General features: G+C 69.9%; 2 protein-coding genes. Both read right to left on the bottom strand.

Going from position 1 to position 21,032, the window contains the following annotated elements; translation table 11 throughout:
• Positions 1-51 precede the first annotated feature (51 nt).
• A complete protein-coding gene (locus tag OOK40_RS31685) occupies positions 52-12,792 on the bottom strand; it encodes a non-ribosomal peptide synthetase (RefSeq protein WP_266488441.1) in 12,741 nt (4,246 codons plus the stop codon).
• Complete coding sequence (locus tag OOK40_RS31680) at positions 12,789-20,636, bottom strand: non-ribosomal peptide synthetase (protein ID WP_266488439.1); 7,848 nt, start codon at positions 20,634-20,636, stop codon at positions 12,789-12,791. The genes OOK40_RS31685 and OOK40_RS31680 overlap by 4 nt, the downstream gene beginning before the upstream one ends.
• Positions 20,637-21,032: the final 396 nt, after the last annotated feature.

Raw genomic sequence — 21,032 nt, 5'->3', positions numbered from 1 at the left:
CGGTCCTCGCAGATAACGGACGGTGGGTGCCTCGTAGGCGGCCTGCGAACGTCACTCGTCGCCGGTGAGCTCGTGGAGCTTGGCCGACAGGATCCGTCCGATCTCCGCCAGCGTGTCCGGCCGGGTCAGCATCGTCCCGTGCTCGCCGGGCACCACATGGGCCTCGACAGTGCCGCGGACGTACGGCTGCCAGGCCGCGGCGGTGACCGGCGGGTCCTGCTGCTGCGAGCAGGCGATCAGCAGCACGTCGCCGTCGATCGGGCCGGGCCGGTAGTCGACGGTCAGGTGGGTGTTGTTCGCGGAGATTTCGGTGATCGTGGCGAGCCGGTCCTCTTCCAGGTTGGCCAGCACGCTGCCCTGGCGGCGCAGGATCTCCCGCGCCTTGGCGAAGGTCATCTCCTCGTCGTCCTGTCGGTGGGTGCCGTCGTCGACGAGACCCACGTGGTAGAGCAGCATCACCCGGTCGTCGGGAGCGGGGACGTCGGCGTGGGTCAGCCCCTGCCAGTTGGGGATCACGTCGAGCACCGCGACCAGCGCCACCGGTTCGCCGCGCCGCTCGAATTCCGCCGCCAGCGCGTGGGCGCACAGCCCGCCGAACGACCAGCCGGCCAAGTGGTACGGCCCGTGCGGCTGCACCGTCTGGATCTGGTCGGCGTAGTCCACCGCCATCTCCTCGACGCTGCCCGGCCGGGGCTCTGAACGGGCCAGGCTGCGCGCCTGGATCCCGTACAGCGGGTACTGCGGACCGAGGTGTTTGATGAGCGCGCTGTACGACCAGCTGATGCCGCCGCCCGGGTGGATGCAGAACAGCGGTGGTCGGCTGCCCCCGGTGCGCAGCGGCAGCACCACCTCGTACGAGCCGTCCGCGTCGTCGACATCGAACCGCGCCGCGATCCCGCCCGGGGTCGGCGCCTCGAACAGGCTCCGCAGACCCAGCTCGACACCGAAGGCGGCCCGCAGCCGGGCCATCAGCCGGGTGGCCAGCAGGGAGTGCCCGCCCAGGTCGAAGAAGTCCTCGTCCACACCGACCACGGGTCGCCCGAGCACCTCCGCGAACAGCTCGCAGACGACCTGCTCCTGCGGCGTGGCGGGTGCCCGGCCGATGTCGGCGCGCTCCAGGTCGAACGCTGGGAGCGCGGCACTGTCGAGCTTGCCGTTGGCGGTGAGGGGGAGCCGGTCGAGGGGGACGATGGCGGCGGGGCGCATGTACTCGGGCAGATGACGGCGGGTGTGCTCCCGCAGGGCCGTGAGCAGGGCGCCGGTGCCCCGGCCGGTAACCGGGCTGGTGGTCCATGAGGACAGCGGGGTGGCGGGGCCAGGTGCCGCCATGGGCGAGTAGGCACCGACGGGGGCACCCTCGCCGAGGAGCCCGCGCCTGACGTAGGTGACGTCGACGGCGGCCGGATCGTGGGCGTTCCAGCTGATCGCGGTCCAGTAGCCGTGCTCCTCGCCCAGGCGGTGGAAGTCCTCCAGATCCACGCCGGGAGTCAGTCGATCGGGTGGCGGTGTCCCGGTTTCGAGGGTGTGCTGTACGGCGAGATCCTGCGCGATGCGCGAGTTCGGGACGCCCCTCACCCTCAGCCGTTCGGGCCGCGTGGTGCGCAGATGATCGGCGAGGGTGCCCATGTCCCGGGCCCAGGGCCGGGCGGGTACGTCGGCGAGGGGGTGGGGTGTGACACCGGCCTTGTAGAGGGTGGCGTCGTAGCGGTAGCGGGTGAGCTCGTTGTGGGTGGTGCCGCGTTTGAGCTGAATGTCGGTGCCGGCGAGTTCGGGGATGTGGTGCGCGAGGGCGGTGAAGTACTCGGGGTCGACGAGGAGTTCCTTCTCCAGCACGAGGCTGTGCTCGACGGCGCGGCGGATGGCGGTGGTGTCGCCGGGGTCGTCGGCACGGGCCGCCTGGACCGCACTCGTGAACGTGCGCAGCAGCCGCGGGTTGCGGATGTCACCCATGAACACGGATCCGCCGGGAGCGAGCAGACGGAAAGCCTGCCCGATGACCTGTTCCAGGTAGTCGGCGTTCGGGAAGTACTGGACGACCGAGTTGAGGACGATCGTGTCGAAGTGGCCCTGCGGAAGCTCTCCGTGCTCGTGTGCGGCCTGAACGCGCAACGTGACACGCCGGGCGAGCTCGGGGTCGGCGTCGACGTGGCGCCGCAACGCCTCTACCACGGTGGGGGAGAAGTCTGTCCCCCAGTACTCCTCGCACTCGGGCGCCAGCCTGGCGAGGAGTAGACCGGTGCCCACACCGATCTCCAGGACCCGGCCGGGTTTGAGCGCCCTGATTCGCTCGACCGTGGCTTCACGCCACTCCCGCATCTCGGGCAGCGGGATCGGCTCGCTGTCGTAACTGCTGTTCCAGCCGGAGAAGTCCTCGCCGAACTCGGAACCGGGATCGGAGTACAGCGAGTTGTAGAGATCCTGCCACTCGCCGATCTGGCTCCGCTCCTCCTCGTCGCTCGTCGGTGCGGCGGTGTCGGCGACGACGTAGGCGATGAGGCGGGTGTTGCCGGGTTGGTCTTGGTGGATGGTGACGGTGGCTTGGGTGATGTCGGGGTGGTCGGTGAGGATGTTTTCGATTTCGCCGGGTTCGATGCGGAAGCCGCGGATCTTGATCTGTTGGTCGGCGCGGCCGGTGAATTCGAGGTTGCCGTCGGGGTTGTGGCGTACGAGGTCGCCGGTGCGGTACATGCGGGTGCCGGGTTCTGGGGCGTAGGGGTCGGCAATGAAGCGTTCGGCGGTGAGGTCGGGTCGGCCGAGGTAGCCGCGGGCGAGGCCGGCGCCTGCGATGTAGAGCTCGCCCACTGCGCCGGGAGGGACGGGTTGGAGGCCGTGGTCGAGGATGTAGGTGCGGGTGTTGGCCATGGGGCGGCCGATGGGGACGACGTGGGTGCCGGTGTAGGGGTTGGTGGTGGGGTGGCAGGTGGCGAAGGTGGTGGTTTCGGTGGGTCCGTAGCCGTCCACGATGGTGAGGGAGGGGCAGGTGTTTTGGACGCGTCGGACGGAGGTGGCGGAGACGGCTTCGCCGCCGGTCCATATCTCGTGGACGTCGGTGAGGCATTGGGGTGCGTGGTCGGCGACGACGTTGAACAGGGAGCTGGTGAGCCACAGGGCGGTGACGCGCTGTTGGGTGATTACTTGTTGGAGGGTGGGGACGTCGAGGTCGCCGGTGGGGGCGATGATGACGGTTCCGCCGTTGAGGAGGGGGACCCACAGTTCGTAGGTGGAGGCGTCGAAGGCGGCGGGGGAGTGGAGGAGGACGCGTTGGTGTGCTTGGGGGTTGAAGCGGGGGTCGAGGGCGAGGGCGGTGACGTTGCGGTGGGTGACCGCGATGCCCTTGGGGATGCCGGTCGACCCGGAGGTGTACATCACATACGCCGCAGCGTCCGGAGCCACGACCACGTTCGGCGCTTCGTGCTCCTGCTCGTCCCGGCCGGCGGAGTCGATGACGAGCAGGCCCGTTGTCAGCGGCGGCAGTTCGGACTGGGAGACCTCGTCGGTCACGATGAGTGAGACGCCGGTGTCGGCGAGGATCTGGCGGATGCGCTCGGCCGGGTAGCGGGTGTCGAGGGGGACGTAGAGGGCGCCGGCCTTCATCAGCCCGAGGACGGTGGTGACCGTCGTGATGGAGCGTTGCAAGAGGACGGCGACGGCGTCGCCGGGGCGGACTCCGCGGGTGATCAGCTTGTGGGCGAGCTGGTTGGCGCGGTTGTCGAGCTGTGCGTAGGTCAGGGAGGTCTCCCCGTCTGTGACGGCGGGGGCGCCCGGGGTCTTGGCCGCCTGCCGTGTGAAGAGCTCGGCGAGGGAGGCCTCTGGCAAGGGCAGGGCCGTGTCGTTGAAGTCGACGACGGTCTGTTGGTGTTCTTGGGGGGTGAGGAGGTCGATGTGGCTGAGGGGCTGGTCGGGGTGGGTGGTGGCGGTGTCGAGGAGGTGTATCCAGCGGTTGAAGAGGGTTTGGACGGTGGGGGTGTCGTAGATGTCGCTGGAGTATTCGATGGCGCCGGTGATGCCGTGGGGTTGGCCGTGGGGGCCGCGTTGTTCGGCGAGGCTGATGAAGAGGTCGAATTTGGCGGTGCCGGTGCGTCCGGGGGCGACGTCGATGTGGAGGCCGGGGAGTTGGAATGTTGCTTCGGGGGCGTTTTGGAGGGCGAGCATGATTTGGAAGAGGGGGTGGTGGGCGAGGGTGCGGGTGGGGTTGAGGTGTTCGACGAGGTATTCGAAGGGGACGTCTTGGTGGGCGTAGGCGGCGAGGCTGGTTTCGCGGACGCGGGTGATGAGTTGGGTGAAGGTGGGGTTGGCGGTGGTGTCGGTGCGTAGGACGAGGGTGTTGACGAAGAAGCCGATGAGGTGGTCGAGGGCTTGGTCGGTGCGGCCGGCGATGGGGCTGCCGAGGGGGATGTCTTCTCCGGCGCCGAGGCGGGTGAGGAGGGCGGCGAGGCCTGCTTGCAGCACCATGAAGAGGCTGGCGCCGGTGGTGCGTGCGAGGTCGGTGAGGCGTTGGTGGAGGTCGGGGTCGATGTCGACGGTGAGGTAGTCGCCGCGGTAGGTCATCACTGCGGGGCGGGGGCGGTCGGTGGGGAGGGTGAGTTGGTCGGGGAGGTTGGCGAGGGTGTTGGTCCAGTAGTTGATCTGGGTGGCGAAGAGGCTGTCGGGGTCGTTCTGGTCGCCGAGGAGTTCGTTCTGCCACAGGGTGTAGTCGGTGTACTGGACGGGCAGTGCAGGCCAGTCGGGGGCCTGTCCCTGGGTGCGTGCGGTGTAGGCGCGGGTGAGGTCGGAGGCGAGCGGGCCCAGTGACCAGCCGTCACCCGCGATGTGATGCACGACCAGCAGCAGGACGTACTCCTGTGCCGACAGCTCGAACAGGTTGGCGCGCAGTGGCGGTTCGACGGCCAGGTCGAAGGCGTGGCGGGCCGCTGACGTCAGTACGTCCGGCAGTTCGGTCTCGGTCGTCGGAGTGACGGTCAGGCGCGGTACGGCCGCCTCGGGGGCCAGTACCTGCTGGCACGGCACGCCTTCGGCCTCCGGGAACACCGTGCGCAGGCTCTCGTGTCGAGCCACTACGTCACCGAGGGCGGCGCGCAGCGCGTCGCGGTCCAGCTCGCCGGTGAGCCGCAGTGCCAGCGGAATGTTGTAAGTGGCGCTCGGCCCTTCCATCTTGTGGATGAACCACAGTCGGCGCTGGGCGAACGACAGCGGCATGACCTCGGGCCGCTGCCGCACCGTGAGCGCCAGGCGCCCGGGGCCGGCGGTGTCCAGGAGGGCCGCCGCCGCGGCCGGGGTCGGGCCCTCGAACAGCGAGCGCAGTTCCAGCTCGACCCCGAACGCGGCTCGGATCTGGGCGATCAGGCGAGTGGCGAGCAGGGAGTGCCCGCCCAGGTCGAAGAAGTCGTCGTCGACCCCGACCCGCGGCAGCCCGAGGACCTGCGCGAACAGGTCGCACACGATCTGCTCCTGCGGCGTACGCGCCTCCCGCCCGGTCCCTGCCGACGTGAACTCCGGCACCGGGAGTGCGGCCCGGTCCAGCTTGCCGTTGGCCGTCAGGGGGAGCCGGTCCAGGGGGACGACAGCAGTCGGGACCATGTAGTCGGGCAGATGATGACGGCTGTGTTCGCGGAGCTTGGTGACGAGGGCACCGGTGCCGCGGCGGGAGGCGGGGTTGGTCGTCCATGTCGACAGGGGCGGCGCGGAGGCGCCCGTATGGACGGGGGCATAGGCGCCGATGGGTGCACCGTCGGCCAGCCGGATCCGGTCGACGAAGACGACGTCGACGGTGTCGGAGTCGTGGGTGTTCCAGGTGATGCCGGTCCAATAGCCGTGCTCGTCGCCCAGGTCGTGGAAGAGTTCGAGGGCGACGTGGTAGTCGGCGGCGTCGGGGGTCAGGCGCGTGCCGTCGTCGAGGGCTTGCCGCGCGGCGAGTTCGTGGGTGAGGCGGGGGTTGGGGATTCCAGTGACGCGGAGCTCCGCGGGCCGCTCGACTTCCAGCTGGCGCCTCAGGTCGGCGACGTTGGCGCCGGGGCCTGTGTGACTGGTCCAGGGCCGCGTGGGGGCGTCGGCGAGGGGGCGGGGGGTGATGCCGGTCTTGTAGAGGGTGGCGTCGTAGCGGTAGCGGGTGAGCTCGTTGTGGCTGGTGCCGCGTTTGATCTGGATGTCGGTGCCGGCGAGTTCGGGGATGTGGTGCGCGAGGGCGGTGAAGTACTCGGGGTCGACGAGGAGTTCCTTCTCCAGGACGAGGCTGTGTTCGACGGCGTGACGGATGGCGGCCATGTCCGTCGGGTCGTCGGCACGCGCGGTGTGGACGGCGGCGGCGAAGGTGCGCAGGAGCCGCGGGTTGCGGACGTCGCCGATAAAGAGGGCCCCGCCCGGGGTGAGAGCACGGACTGCGTTGTGGATGACCTGTTCCAGGTAGTCGGCGTTCGGGAAGTACTGGACGACCGAGTTGAGCACGATGGTGTTGAAGTGGCCCGCGGGGAGGTTGCCGAAGTCGTGGGCGGGCTGGGTCCGGAGGTGGACCCGGGAGGCAAGGGCGGGATCCCCGTCGACGTGACGCTGAAGGTCCTCAATGGCGGTGGGGGAGAAGTCTGTGCCCCAGTACTCGTCGCACTCGGGCGCCAGCCTGGCGAGGAGTAGACCGGTGCCCACGCCGATTTCGAGGATGCGGCGCGGGCGGAGGGACTTGATGCGGTCGACGGTCATATCGCGCCACTCGCGCATCTCGGGCAGCGGGATCGGCTGTCCGTCGTAACTGCTGTTCCAGCTGGCGAAGTTCTCGCCGAACGCTGTCTCCGGCGCCGTGGTGTAGACGGAGTCGTACAGATCCTGCCACTCGCTCAGCTGGTCCTGTTCGACCTCCTCGTCGCCCGCTCGAGCGGCGGTGTCGGCGACGACGTAGGCGACGAGGCGGGCGTCGCCGGGCTGGTCCTCACGGACGACGACCGCGGCCTGGGCGATGTCGATGTGATCGGTGAGGATCTTCTCGATCTCGCCGGGTTCGATGCGGAAGCCGCGGATCTTGACCTGGTGGTCGGCGCGGCCGATGAACTCCAGGTCGCCGTCCGGGTTCCAGCGCACCAGGTCGCCGGTGCGGTACATGCGAGCGCCGGGCTCGGGGGCGTAGGGATCCGCGACGAAGCGCTCGGCAGTCAGGCCCGGTCGGCCCAGGTAGCCGCGGGCCACACCGGCCCCAGCCACGTACAGTTCACCCACCACGCCCGGTGCCACCAACTGCAGCCCGCTGTCCAGGACGTACACGCGGGTGTTGGCGATCGGACGGCCGATCGGCGGGGCCCCCGTGGCGCCGGCGATGTCCGCGGCGGTCGACCAGATGGTGGTCTCGGTCGGCCCGTACAGGTTGGACAGGTCCTCCGTGAGCGTCCGCATCGACTCGGCGAGCGTGACGGGCAGCGCCTCGCCGCCGACCAGCATGCGCAGACCACGCAGGGCCTCCGGCTCGTGCGCGACCAGCAGCTGCCACAGTGACGGTGTCCCCTGCAGGACCGTGACGCCGTGCCGGGCGATCAGGTTGAGCACGGCGGATGGCTGGGGGACGGCCTCCTTGGGCGCGAGGACGACCGCGGCACCCGAGAGCAGCGGGTGGTACAGCTCCAGCGCGGCAATGTCGAAGGCGATCGTGGTGACCGCGAGCAGCCGCTCCTCGGGCCGGAGCGGGACCTTCTGCCGCATGGCCTCCAGGAAGTTCAGCAGCGCCGCGTGCGGCACGACCACGCCCTTGGGACGGCCGGTCGAGCCGGACGTGTAGATCACGTACGCGGCGTCGGCGGCCAGCAGCGCCGCGGCACGGTCGGCGTCGGCCGGGTCGGTGTCGGGGCAGTCGGCCAGCAGTGCCTGCACCTCCGCGGAGTCCAGCACCAGCCGCTGCGGCGAGCCGCCGCCCGGTATCGGTGAGTCCGTCGCCAGGGTGGTGAGCAGCAGGGCGGGCCGCGCGTCATTCAGCACGTACTCGATGCGCCCGGCGGGGTGGTCCGGATCCAGCGGCAAGTACGCGGCGCCGGACTTGAGCACAGCCAGGAGGGCCACCATCAGGTCGGCGGAGCGCGGCAGGGCGAGCGCGATCACCCGGTCCGGTCCGGCGCCCAGGCGCAGCAGGGCGTGAGCCAGCCGGTTGGCGCGGCTGTTCAGTTCCGCGTACGTCAGGGTGGTGTCGCCGGCGATCAGGGCCACGGCGTCCGGCGTGGCCTCCGCCTGTGCGGCGAAGCGGACCGGCAACAGGTCCTCGCCGACTTCGGCCTCGGTGTCCAGCCAGGTGTCGAGCACCTGTTGGTGTTCTTGGGGGGTGAGGAGGTCGATGTGGCTGAGGGGCTGGTCGGGGTGGGTGGTGGCGGTGTCGAGGAGGTGTATCCAGCGGTTGAAGAGGGTTTGGACGGTGGGGGTGTCGTAGATGTCGCTGGAGTATTCGATGGCGCCGGTGATGCCGTGGGGTTGGCCGTGGGGGCCGCGTTGTTCGGCGAGGCTGATGAAGAGGTCGAATTTGGCGGTGCCGGTGCGTCCGGGGGCGACGTCGATGTGGAGGCCGGGGAGTTGGAATGTTGCTTCGGGGGCGTTTTGGAGGGCGAGCATGATTTGGAAGAGGGGGTGGTGGGCGAGGGTGCGGGTGGGGTTGAGGTGTTCGACGAGGTATTCGAAGGGGACGTCTTGGTGGGCGTAGGCGGCGAGGCTGGTTTCGCGGACGCGGGTGATGAGTTGGGTGAAGGTGGGGTTGGCGGTGGTGTCGGTGCGTAGGACGAGGGTGTTGACGAAGAAGCCGATGAGGTGGTCGAGGGCTTGGTCGGTGCGGCCGGCGATGGGGCTGCCGAGGGGGATGTCTTCTCCGGCGCCGAGGCGGGTGAGGAGGGCGGCGAGGCCTGCTTGCAGCACCATGAAGAGGCTGGCGCCGGTGGTGCGTGCGAGGTCGGTGAGGCGTTGGTGGAGGTCGGGGTCGATGTCGACGGTGAGGTAGTCGCCGCGGTAGGTCATCACTGCGGGGCGGGGGCGGTCGGTGGGGAGGGTGAGTTGGTCGGGGAGGTTGGCGAGGGTGTTGGTCCAGTAGTTGATCTGGGTGGCGAAGAGGCTGTCGGGGTCGTTCTGGTCGCCGAGGAGTTCGTTCTGCCACAGGGTGTAGTCGGTGTACTGGACGGGCAGTGCAGGCCAGTCGGGGGCCTGTCCCTGGGTGCGTGCGGTGTAGGCGCGGGTGAGGTCGGAGGCGAGCGGGCCCAGTGACCAGCCGTCACCCGCGATGTGATGCAGGACGAGGAGAAGGACGTGCCGGTCGGGTGCGAGGCGGAACAGTTCGGCCCGCAGTGGCGGTTCCGTCGCCAGGTCGAAGGCGTGGCGGGCCGCTGTCGCCAGTGCGTCCGGCAGCTCGGTCTCGGTGGTGTCGCTGGTCGGCAGCTCGACCGTCACGGCGTCGATTACGTGCTGATGTGGGCTGCTGTGGACTTCGGGGAACACCGTGCGCAGGGTCTCGTGCCGGGCCACCACATCGGCCACGGCGGCGCGAACCGCGTCGTGGTTCAGCTCGCCGGTGAGCCGCAGTGCCAGCGGAATGTTGTAAGTGGCGCTCGGCCCTTCCATCTTGTGCAGGAACCACAGCCGCCGCTGGGCGAACGACAGCGGCACCACGTCGGGTAGCTGCTGCTTGGTCAGGGCGAGCCGCGCAGGCCCTGCTGTGTCGAGGCGGGCCGCCACCGCGCCGGCGGTCCGGGCCTCGAAGAGCGTGCGCAGGCCGATCTCGACGCTGAAGGCGGCCCGGATGCGGGCGATCAGGCGGGTGGCCAGCAGGGAGTGCCCGCCCAGGTCGAAGAAGTCGTCGTCGACCCCGACCCGCGGCAGCCCGAGGACCTGCGCGAACAGGTCGCACACGATCTCCTCCTGCGGCGTACGCGCCTCCCGCCCCGACGCCGGCACTGTGAAGCCCGGCGTAGGCAGTGCGGCGCGGTCCAGCTTGCCGTTGGCTGTCAGAGGGAGGTGTTCAAGGAGCAAGACGGCCGAAGGCACCATGTGCTCGGGCAGCCGCTCGCGCGCGAACTCCCTTACGTCCTTGGGCCGAAGAGCCCCCCGCACCACCACGTAGGCCACCAGACGGGTCTTGCCGGGCTGGTCCTCGCCGGCGATGACGGCGGCCTGGGCAATGTCGGGGTGGTCGGTGAGGGTCTTCTCGATCTCGCCGGGTTCGATGCGGAAGCCGCGGATCTTGACCTGGTGGTCGGCGCGGCCGATGAACTCCAGTTCTCCGTCCAGGTTCCAGCGCACCAGATCGCCGGTGCGATACATGCGGCCGCCGGGCTCGGGGGCGTACGGGTCCGCGACGAAGCGCTCGGCCGTCAGGCCCGGTCGGCCCAGATAGCCCCGGGCGACACCCGCTCCCGCGACGTACAGCTCACCCACCACACCGGGCGCCACCAACTGCAGCCCGGTGCCAAGCACATAGGCACGGGTGTTGGCGATCGGCCGGCCGATGGGCGCGGTCAGCGGCCAGCCGTCGGGGTCCTCGCCCAGGGTGTGGGCCGTGACCACGTGCGTCTCGGTGGGCCCGTAGTGGTTGTGCAGCGCGCGGCCCGGTGCCGACCGGTGGAACTCACGGACCAGGCGGCTCAGCGTCAACGCCTCACCGGCCTGCGCGACTGTACGCAGCCGCGGCAGCGTACGACTCTGTTCGGCGGCGGCCTCGGCGAGCGCCTCCAGCACCAGGTTCGGGGCGAACAGCTCCTCCACCCGGTGCTCGTCCAGCCACTCGGTGAACCGGGCCGCGTCACGCCGGACGTCCTCGTCGGGGATCACCAGCGTCTTGCCGAAGGCGAGGACCGACAGCACCTCCTGCGCGGACACGTCGAAGCTGATCGCTGTGAACTGCGCGGTCCTGATGCCCGGTTCGCCGCCGACCGCCCCGTGGTGCCACTCCAAGAGGTTCAGCAGTGCGCCCGCAGGCATGACGACGCCTTTGGGTTGTCCGGTGGAGCCGGAGGTGTAGATGACGTAGGCGGGGTGATCAGGTGCGAGTTCGGTGGCGGGGTTGTGGGTGGGTTGGTCGGTGAGGTCGGTGGCGACGTCTGGTGTGTCCAGGACGAGGACGGGGGTGTCGTGCGTGGCGGGCAGGCTGGGCTCGGTGGCGGTGCTGGTGAGGAGGAGGGTGGGGTGGGCGTCGGTGACCATGTGGGTCAGGCGGGCGGGTGGGTATGCGGGGTCGAGGGGGAGGTAGGCGGCGCCGGCTTTGAGGACGGCGAGGATGGTGACGACGAGGTCGGTGGAGCGGGGCAGGGCGAGGGCGACGATGTGTTCGGGGCCGATGCCGTGGGCTGCGAGCAGGTGGGCCAGCCGGTTCGCCCGCTCGTTGAGCTCCTGGTACGTCAGGGTGGTCTTGCCGCAGACCACGGCGGCCGCGTCCGGGGTCTCGACGGCCCGTGCCTCGAACAACCCCGGCAGCGTCGTCCCGCTGGTCGCCGTGACTGTGTCGTTGCGGGCGACGAGCAGGTCCCGGCGCTCCTCGTCGGTGAGCAGGTCGATCCGGCCGATCGGCCGATCGGCATCGGTGACGACAAGGTCGAGCACCCGGATCAGCCGGTCGAGGAACCCGGTGGCCGTGGCCCGGTCGAAGAGGTCGTCCCGGTAGTCGAGGCGGAGGTAAAGACGGCGCCCCGGGGCGGCGATCAATGTGAGCGGATAGTGGGTCGCGTCCCGCCCGCGGCCGAGATCCGGGGTGATCCGCAGCCCGGTGTCCGGCAGCCCGGCTGGGTCGTCCCAGGGATAGTTCTCGAACACCAGGGACGTGTCGAAGAGGTCGCCCGGCCCGGCCAACTGCTGGATGCGGGCCAGCCCGAGGTGGTGGTGCGCGGTCAGCCGCGACTGTTCGTCCTGGAGCCGCACGACGGCGGACAACAGCGACTGCCCCGGATCCAGCGCGACCCGGACGGGCACCATGTTGATGAGCAGGCCCACCATGGCCTCGACGCCGGGCAGTTTCGGGTCGCGTCCCGCCACGACGGCCCCGAACACCACGTCGTCATGTCCCGTGCGCCGGCTCAGCACCAGCCCCCAGGCGGCCTGCAGAACGGTGTTCAGGGTCACGCCCTGCCGGCGCGCCCAGTCGGCGAGCGCCGCCGTACGGTCCTCGTCCAGCTCAACGGTGATCCGCTCCGGCATCAGCGCGGGGCGCGCCGGATCCACAGGAGTGACCAGGGTCGGCTGCTCCAGGCCGGCGAGCGTCTCGCGCCAGGCGGCCTCCGACGCCGGCCGGTCCTGCTGCGCGAGCCAGCTCAGGTACTGCCGGTAGGGGGTCACCCGGGGTAGCGCGGCGACGTCGCCATGGCTGCCGTACAGCGTGATCAGCTCGCGGACCAGGATGGGCGTCGACCAGCCGTCGAGCAGGATGTGATGGGTGGTCATCATCAGGCGGTGGTGTTTCCCGGCCAGCCGCACGAGGGAGAAGCGCAGCAGCGGCGGCTCGGCGAGGTCGAAGCGGCGGCTGTGCTCCTTGGTGGCGAGCCGGGCCAACTCCTCCTCCGCCTCGGCGCCGGGCAGTGACGAGAGGTCGAACTCCTCCCAAGGCACATCGACCTGATGTGGGATCAGCTGAACGGTCTGTCCCGAATCCACCTGTCGGAATCCGGCGCGCAGGTTCGGGTGCCGCTGCACGAGGGCGCGGACCGCCGTCCGCAGGCGCGCCCCGTCGAGGGCGCCCTCGATGTCGAAGACGTGCTGGACCGCGTAGACGTCCGCGCCGTCCTGCTCGTAGCGGGAGTGGAACAGCAGCCCTTCCTGCATCGGGGAGAGGGGAAGGATGTCTTCCAGGCCGGACGACGTCATTTCTGAATCCTCCACGCAGCTTCGAGCTGTTCGATGTCGTGCTGGCTGAGTTCGGTCAGGGGGAAGTCCGAGGGGGTGTGGCCGCCCGTGCCGGACCGGCCGCCGTGCCGGACCAGGCCCCGGATCGCCTGGAACCACTGCTCGGCGAGGACACGGACGTGCTTCTCGGGCCAGAGATCGGGGGCCCACGTCCAGACGGCCTCCAACCACAGTCCGTCCGGGGCGTCTCGGACCATGGAGTTGACCTCCAGCCCGTGGGCCAGGGCTGTCGCCGGATCGGCGCCGCTCAGCAGGCCCGTCTCGGACGCCACCCTCCAGGCCGGATTGCCGGGAACCACCGGTGTGCCCGCTGAGGGGAACCGGCCGAGGTAGTTGAACCCGAGTTGGGGCACGGCGCGCCCCGCCAGCTGCTGCCCGGTCTCGGGATTGAGGTGGCGCAGCAGACCGAAGCCCATGCCCCGGTCGGGCAGCGACCGCAGCTGCTCCTTTACTCGCTTCAGCGCCTGCCCGAGAGCCGGCCCGCCATCGACGACCTCTTCCCAGACCAGCGGGCCAGGATCGACGCGGACGGGATACAGCGAGGTGAACCAGCCCACGGTGCGCGACAGGTCTGTGCCCTCGACGATCTCCTCGCGCCCGTGTCCTTCCACGTCCACCAGCAGCGCCGTGTGCCGTCCGCGGGCATGGCCACGGCGCCACTGGGCGACCGCCAGGGCCAGCGCAGTCAGCAGGACGTCGTTCACCCCCGCGTGGAAGGCCGTCGGCACCGTGGTGAGGAGCGGGGTGGTGACCTCGGGCGGGAGGGAGAGCGTGAGTTCGCGGGCCCGGCCCACGGTGTCCCGTACGGGATCCAGCCGGCCGGCGGCCAGCGAGGGGTCGGCCGCGGCGAGCAAGTCGGCCCACAGCGTCGCCTCCGCGGCGCGGGCCGGTTGCTGGGCCTCCGCCGCCAGCAGCCGCGACCAGCGGCGCAGCGATGTGCCTACCGGTTCCAGGCGCGGGGGGCGGCTGAGCACGACCGCCTCCCACGCGGCGATGAGATCCGGAAGCAGGATCCGCCAGGAGACCCCGTCCACCACGAGATGGTTGACGAGGAACAGCAGCCTGCCTGGACGAGCCGTTCCGGCGTCGAACCAGACCGCCTGGAGCAGCAGCCCTCGCTCGGCCGACAGGCGGGCGGCCACCGCCTTCACCTGGCCGCGGAGCAGAGCCTCGTCGACGTCAGCGCCACCCAGTTCGACGCGGTGCACCAGGTCGGTCGCCGACACGGCGCCCACCGGCCCGACCTCCAGCGACCACGACCGGCCGTCGGAGCCACCCGGCGTCCGGGTCAGCCGCAGCGCGTCATGGTGGTCCACGAGCGCCTGGACGGCCGCGGTAAGGCGGTCCTCGCCAAGATCGGCGGGCACCTCCAGCAGCATCGCCTGGTGGAACTCGTCGATTGCACCGCCGCGATCGTCGAACCAGCGCATTATCGGGGTCGGTTCCACCATTCCGATGCCGGAGTCGTCGGCCTCCGGGGCCGACATGACCAGTTCCTCGGCGAACTCGGCGAGTCCGGCTACCGTCCGCTGCTCGAAGACGTCCCGGACCGCGAATCCCACACCCGCCGAACGCGCCAGGCTGACCAGGCGGATCGAGACGATGCTGTCCCCACCGAGCGCGAAGAAGTCGTCGTCGGGCCCGACCCGGTTCACTCCCAGCGCCTGCGCGAACAATTCTCCGAGCAGCCGCTCGCGCGGGGTGCGCGGCTCACGACTCGGCAGATCCGCCCGCGCGGCCGGGACGGGAGCGGGCAACGCGGCCCGGTCCAGCTTGCCGTTGGCCGTCAACGGCAGACGGTCGAGCGCAACGAACGCGGACGGCAGCATGTAGTCCGGCAGTCGTCGTCGCGCGAACTCAGGCAGGTCTTCCGGCGTTACGGCGGTGTCGGCGACGACGTAGGCGATGAGGCGGGTGTTGCCGGGTTGGTCTTGGTGGATGGTGACGGTGGCTTGGGTGATGTCGGGGTGGTCGGTGAGGATGTTTTCGATTTCGCCGGGTTCGATGCGGAAGCCGCGGATCTTGATCTGTTGGTCGGCGCGGCCGGTGAATTCGAGGTTGCCGTCGGGGTTGTGGCGTACGAGGTCGCCGGTGCGGTACATGCGGGTGCCGGGTTCTGGGGCGTAGGGGTCGGCAATGAAGCGTTCGGCGGTGAGGTCGGGTCGGCCGAGGTAGCCGCGGGCGAGGCCGGCGCCTGCGATGTAGAGCTCGCCCACTGCGCCGGGAGGGACGGGTTGGAGGCCGTGGTCGAGGATGTAGGTGCGGGTGTTGGCCATGGGGCGGCCGATGGGGACGACGTGGGTGCCGGTGTAGGGGTTGGTGGTGGGGTGGCAGGTGGCGAAGGTGGTGGTTTCGGTGGGTCCGTAGCCGTCCACGATGGTGAGGGAGGGGCAGGTGTTTTGGACGCGTCGGACGGAGGTGGCGGAGACGGCTTCGCCGCCGGTCCATATCTCGTGGACGTCGGTGAGGCATTGGGGTGCGTGGTCGGCGACGACGTTGAACAGGGAGCTGGTGAGCCACAGGGCGGTGACGCGCTGTTGGGTGATTACTTGTTGGAGGGTGGGGACGTCGAGGTCGCCGGTGGGGGCGATGATGACGGTTCCGCCGTTGAGGAGGGGGACCCACAGTTCGTAGGTGGAGGCGTCGAAGGCGGCGGGGGAGTGGAGGAGGACGCGTTGGTGTGCTTGGGGGTTGAAGCGGGGGTCGAGGGCGAGGGCGGTGACGTTGCGGTGGGTGACCGCGATGCCCTTGGGGATGCCGGTCGACCCGGATGTGTACATCACATACGCCGCAGCGTCCGGAGCCACGACCACGTTCGGCGCTTCGTGCTCCTGCTCGTCCCGGCCGGCGGAGTCGATGACGAGCAGGCCCGTTGTCAGCGGCGGCAGTTCGGACTGGGAGACCTCGTCGGTCACGATGAGTGAGACGCCGGTGTCGGCGAGGATCTGGCGGATGCGCTCGGCCGGGTAGCGGGTGTCGAGGGGGACGTAGAGGGCGCCGGCCTTCATCAGCCCGAGGACGGTGGTGACCGTCGTGATGGAGCGTTGCAAGAGGACGGCGACGGCGTTGCCGGGGCGGACTCCGCGGGTGATCAGCTTGTGGGCGAGCTGGTTGGCGCGGTTGTCGAGCTGTGCGTAGGTCAGCGTGGAGTTGCCGTCTGTGACGGCGGGGGCGCCCGGGGTCTTGGCCGCCTGCCGTGTGAAGAGCTCGGCGAGGGAGGCCTCTGGCAAGGGCAGGGCCGTGTCGTTGAAGTCGACGACGGTCTGTTGGTGTTCCTCGGCGGACAGGAGGTCGATCGTGCTGAACGGGCGGTCGGGGTCGGAAGTGGCCGCCTCCAGCAGGCGTATCCAGCGGTCGAAGAGGGCGCGGACCGTGGGGGCGTCGTAGATGTCACTGGAGTACTCGACGGCGCCGGTGATGCCGTGGGGTTGGCCGCCTTCACCGCGCCGCTCGGCGAGGCTGAAGAACAGGTCGAACTTCGCCGTGCCCGTCCTGCCCAACTCGACACCGGCTCGCAGGCCCGGGAGCTCGAATCCGCTCTCCGGGGCGTTTTGGAGGGCGAGCATGATTTGGAAGAGGGGGTGGTGGGCGAGGGTGCGGGTGGGGTTGAGGTGTTCGACGAGGTATTCGAAGGGGACGTCTTGGTGGGCGTAGGCGGCGAGGCTGGTTTCGCGGACGCGGGTGATGAGTTGGGTGAAGGTGGGGTTGGCGGTGGTGTCGGTGCGTAGGACGAGGGTGTTGACGAAGAAGCCGATGAGGTGGTCGAGGGCTTGGTCGGTGCGGCCGGCGATGGGGCTGCCGAGGGGGATGTCTTCTCCGGCGCCGAGGCGGGTGAGGAGGGCGGCGAGGCCTGCTTGCAGCACCATGAAGAGGCTGGCGCCGGTGGTGCGTGCGAGGTCGGTGAGGCGTTGGTGGAGGTCGGGGTCGATGTCGACGGTGAGGTAGTCGCCGCGGTAGGTCATCACTGCGGGGCGGGGGCGGTCGGTGGGGAGGGTGAGTTGGTCGGGGAGGTTGGCGAGGGTGTTGGTCCAGTAGTTGATCTGGGTGGCGAAGAGGCTGTCGGGGTCGTTCTGGTCGCCGAGGAGTTCGTTCTGCCACAGGGTGTAGTCGGTGTACTGGACGGGCAGTGCAGACCAGTCGGGGGCCTGTCCCTGGGTGCGTGCGGTGTACGCCTCCGTCAGCTCCCGTGACAGGGGTCCCATCGACCAGCCGTCACCGGCGATGTGGTGGACCACGATCAGAAGAGCGTGCACCTGCGCCGACAGCGTGAACAGCTCGGCCCGCAGCGGAGGTTCGGTCGTCAGGTCGAAGGCGTACCGAGTGCCCGCTTCGAGCACGGCCGGCAGCTCGGTCTCGGTCGTCGGCGTGACGGTCAGGCGCGGTACGGCCGCCTCGGGAGCCAGCACCTGCTGGCACGGCACGCCCTCGGCCTCCGGGAACACCGTGCGCAGACTCTCGTGCCGGGCCACCACATCACCCAGGGCGGCGCGCAACGCGTCACGGTCCAGCTCGCCGGACAGCCGTACGACCAGTGGGATGTTGTAGGTGGCGCTCGGGCCTTCCATCCGTTGCAGGAACCAGAGCCGCCGCTGGGCCGAGGAGAGTGGAACGACCTCGGGCCGCTGCCGCACCGTGAGCGCCAGGCGCCCGGGGCCGGCGGTGTCCAGGAGGGCCGCCGCCGCGGCCGGGGTCGGGCCCTCGAACAGCGAGCGCAGTTCCAGCTCGACCCCGAAGGCGGCTCGGATCTGGGCGATCAGGCGGGTGGCGAGCAGGGAGTGCCCGCCCAGGTCGAAGAAGTCGTCGTCGACCCCGACCCGCGGCAGGCCGAGGACCTGCGCGAACAGGTCGCACACGATCTGCTCCTGCGGCGTACGCGCCTCCCGCCCCGACGCCAGCACCATGGAGTCCGGCTCCGGGAGCGCCGCCTTGTCCAGCTTGCCGTTGGCCGTCAGCGGCATGCGGTCCAGGGGGACGACGGCAGTCGGCACCATGTACTTGGGCAGCCGGTCCCGCGCGAACTTCCGAACCTCCTCGGGTCGAAGAGCCTCCCGCCCGACCACGTAGGCCACCAGGCGAGAGTCACCGGACTGCTGCTGGCGGACCACGACCGTGGCCTCGGCAACGTCCGCGTGGTTGGTCAACACGGCTTCGATCTCGCCGGGTTCGATGCGGAAGCCGCGGATCTTGACCTGGTGGTCGGCGCGGCCGATGAACTCCAGTTCTCCGTCCAGGTTCCAGCGCACCAGATCGCCGGTGCGATACATGCGGCCGCCGGGCTCGGGGGCGTGCGGATCCGCGACGAAGCGCTCGGCCGTCAGGCCCGGTCGGCCCAGGTAGCCGCGGGCCACGCCGGCCCCCGCCACGTACAGCTCACCCACCACCCCCGGCGCCACTAATTGCAGTCCGCCGTCCAGTACATAGGTGCGCAGATCAGGGATGCCGAGACCGATCACGCTGGCCGCCGCGGCGGTGGCTCGGTCACGGGTCAGCGGCTGGTACGTCACATGCACCGTGGTCTCGGTGATGCCGTACATGTTGACCAGCACCGGCGCGTCATCGGGATGCCGCTCGTACCAGTCGGCGAGGCGGGACGGCTGCAGCGCTTCACCGCCGAACACCACGGTACGCAGGCCGAGCCGGCGAGCGGGCCGGGAGGCGTCGGCATCGGCCTGCGCCAACTGGTAGAAGGCCGACGGGGTTTGGTTGAGGACGGTGACGCCCTCGTCGGCCAGCAGGTCCAGGAAGGCGCCCGGCGTCCGGCTGATCTCGTAGGGAACCACGACCAGCCGCCCGCCGTGCAGCAGCGCTCCCCACAGCTCCCAGGCGGAGAAGTCGAAGGCGTACGAGTGGAACAGCGTCCAGACGTCGTCCGGGCCGAAGTCGAACCACTTCCGTGTGGCGTCGAACAGCCGCACCACGTTCCGGTGGGTGTTGACGACGCCTTTGGGTTGTCCGGTGGAGCCGGAGGTGTAGATGACGTAGGCGGGGTGATCAGGTGCGAGTTCGGTGGCGGGGTTGTGGGTGGGTTGGTCGGTGAGGTCGGTGGCGACGTCTGGTGTGTCCAGGACGAGGACGGGGGTGTCGTGCGTGGCGGGCAGGCTGGGCTCGGTGGCGGTGCTGGTGAGGAGGAGGGTGGGGTGGGCGTCGGTGACCATGTGGGTCAGGCGGGCGGGTGGGTATGCGGGGTCGAGGGGGAGGTAGGCGGCGCCGGCTTTGAGGACGGCGAGGATGGTGACGACGAGGTCGGTGGAGCGGGGCAGGGCGAGGGCGACGATGTGTTCGGGGCCGATGCCGTGGGCTGCGAGCAGGTGGGCCAGCCGGTTCGCCCGCTCGTTGAGCTCCTGGTACGTCAGGGTGGTCTTGCCGCAGACCACGGCGGCCGCGTCCGGGGTCTCGACGGCCCGTGCCTCGAACAACCCCGGGAGGTTGGTCTCCGTCGCCGGAGGAACATCGTCGGGGATGGCGAGCAGCGCGGCGCGCTCCTCCTCGGTGAGCAGGTCGATCTGGCCGATCGGCCGGGAATGCGCCGTCGCTGTGACGGTCCGCAGCATGGTGAGCAGACGTCGATGGTGAGCGGCCAGTTCACGGTCCGGGCAGATTTCGGGGTGGGCGTTGAGGTCGACGGTCAGCCCGGTGCCGTCGCGTCGGTCCCACATGGCGAGCGTGAGGTCGCCCACCAGGCCCGATGAGAGGTTGTGCGCGGTGGCCGACAGGCCGGCGAAGGTCACCGCATAGTCGAAGGACATGACGTTGACGACCGGTGCGTACCAAGTCCCCACATGGCCGGGCAGGTCGAGGTCGCGCTGGAGGTCCTCGGCCCGGTACCGCTGGTGGCTGCCCAGTTCGAACACCCGCTGCCCGATCTGGCCGAGGAGCTCGCCGAGCGTTGTGTCCGGCCGGAGCGAGAGCCTGAGCGGGAGGACGTTGGATGCCGTGCCGGGCGTCCGACGCTGGACCTGGTTCAGGCGTGCCGTCACCGGTAGACCGAGCACCACGGTCGATGCGCCGGTCATCCGGTGGAGATAGACAGCTGTGGCGGCGATGACCAGGTGCGACCAGGGGGCCCGCGCACGGCGGGCCGCGTTGCGCAGTTCCGTCAGCTCGGCGGGGTCCAGGCCGGCGGTGTGCCGGAGGTATCGCTCCGGGGTGGTGGTCGGGCGGCCGACGAGCCCGGCCGGCTCGGGGCGGTCGGCGAAGCGTTCCGTCCAGTAGGCCCGGTCATCGGCGAATTGGTCGGAAATGCGGTAGTTCTGGTCGGCGGCCAGCAGGTCGGACAGGGATCCGAACGGGCTCGGCCCCACCGGGCGCCCCTGGGCGAGCGCGGTGTAGACGTCGGCGACCCGGCGTGTGATCAGCAGTGAGCCGAAGGCGTCCATCACGGCGTGGTGGTAGCCCTGGTACCAATAAAACCGGTCGGCGTCCACCCGCAGGAGTGCGTACTCGAACAGCCGGTCCTCGGCGAGGTCCATCGGCCGGGCGACCGCGGCGTCCAGCCAGTCGCGGGCGGCCCGTTCGGGGTCCGGCTCCTCGCTGAGATCGACCAACGAGGGTGACCAGTCGCCGAGCTCGTGGACGACCTGCCGGACCTCGCCGCGTTCCTCGACAAAGCGGACGTGCAGGGCGCCGGCCTCGGCGACGACCAGCAGCAGGGCCTGCTCGAACAGCACCGGATCCACCTGTCCGTGGATCTCCAGATATTCGCCGACCCGGAAAACCCGATTCGCTTTCCCCAGCCGCTGCTCGGCGATCCATATCTCGCGTTGCGCAGCCGTGAGGGGCAGGGTGGCGCGATCACTGACGGACAAGTCTCCACCTCCGAAATTTCCCCCGCGCGGATGGCCGGAGAGACATGAATGAAAAACTCGCAACGGCCCGGAAAGCGAGTCGAAAATTCGACCGGGCATCAGAGGAATGGCGGCCGGGGGACAATCGGAGTGACGGAGGCCGCCTACGCATCGGAATCGGGCGCAATGGCCCGGAAACACAATCAAGGGCAACCTAACCCGGGAGCTCTGGAGGGTCAAGGAGATCAATCGCCTATGCCGCGTGCATGTCCCGCCGGCGGGACAACCGGATGGACCGGCGACGCCCGAGATTCGCGTGACGCGTGAGCCCGTGGCACGCCACTTCGGTGATCGGTGCAGGCAGCAGCCCTGAACTCCCTTGTGGACGGGGCGTGGACCGCCTGTGGCGCGGGATGG

The sequence above is a fragment of the Streptomyces sp. NBC_01481 genome, from assembly GCF_026339995.1.
Classification (GTDB): domain Bacteria; phylum Actinomycetota; class Actinomycetes; order Streptomycetales; family Streptomycetaceae; genus Streptomyces.
The sequence above is the reverse complement of the archived record's forward strand: the minus strand, read 5'-3'. Positions and strand labels throughout refer to the sequence as shown.

Coding starts and splice junctions, on each gene's coding strand:
- OOK40_RS31685 (WP_266488441.1), bottom strand. CDS start 12,792: ATGACGTCGTCCGGCCTGGAAGACATCCTTCCCCTCTCCCCGATGCAG.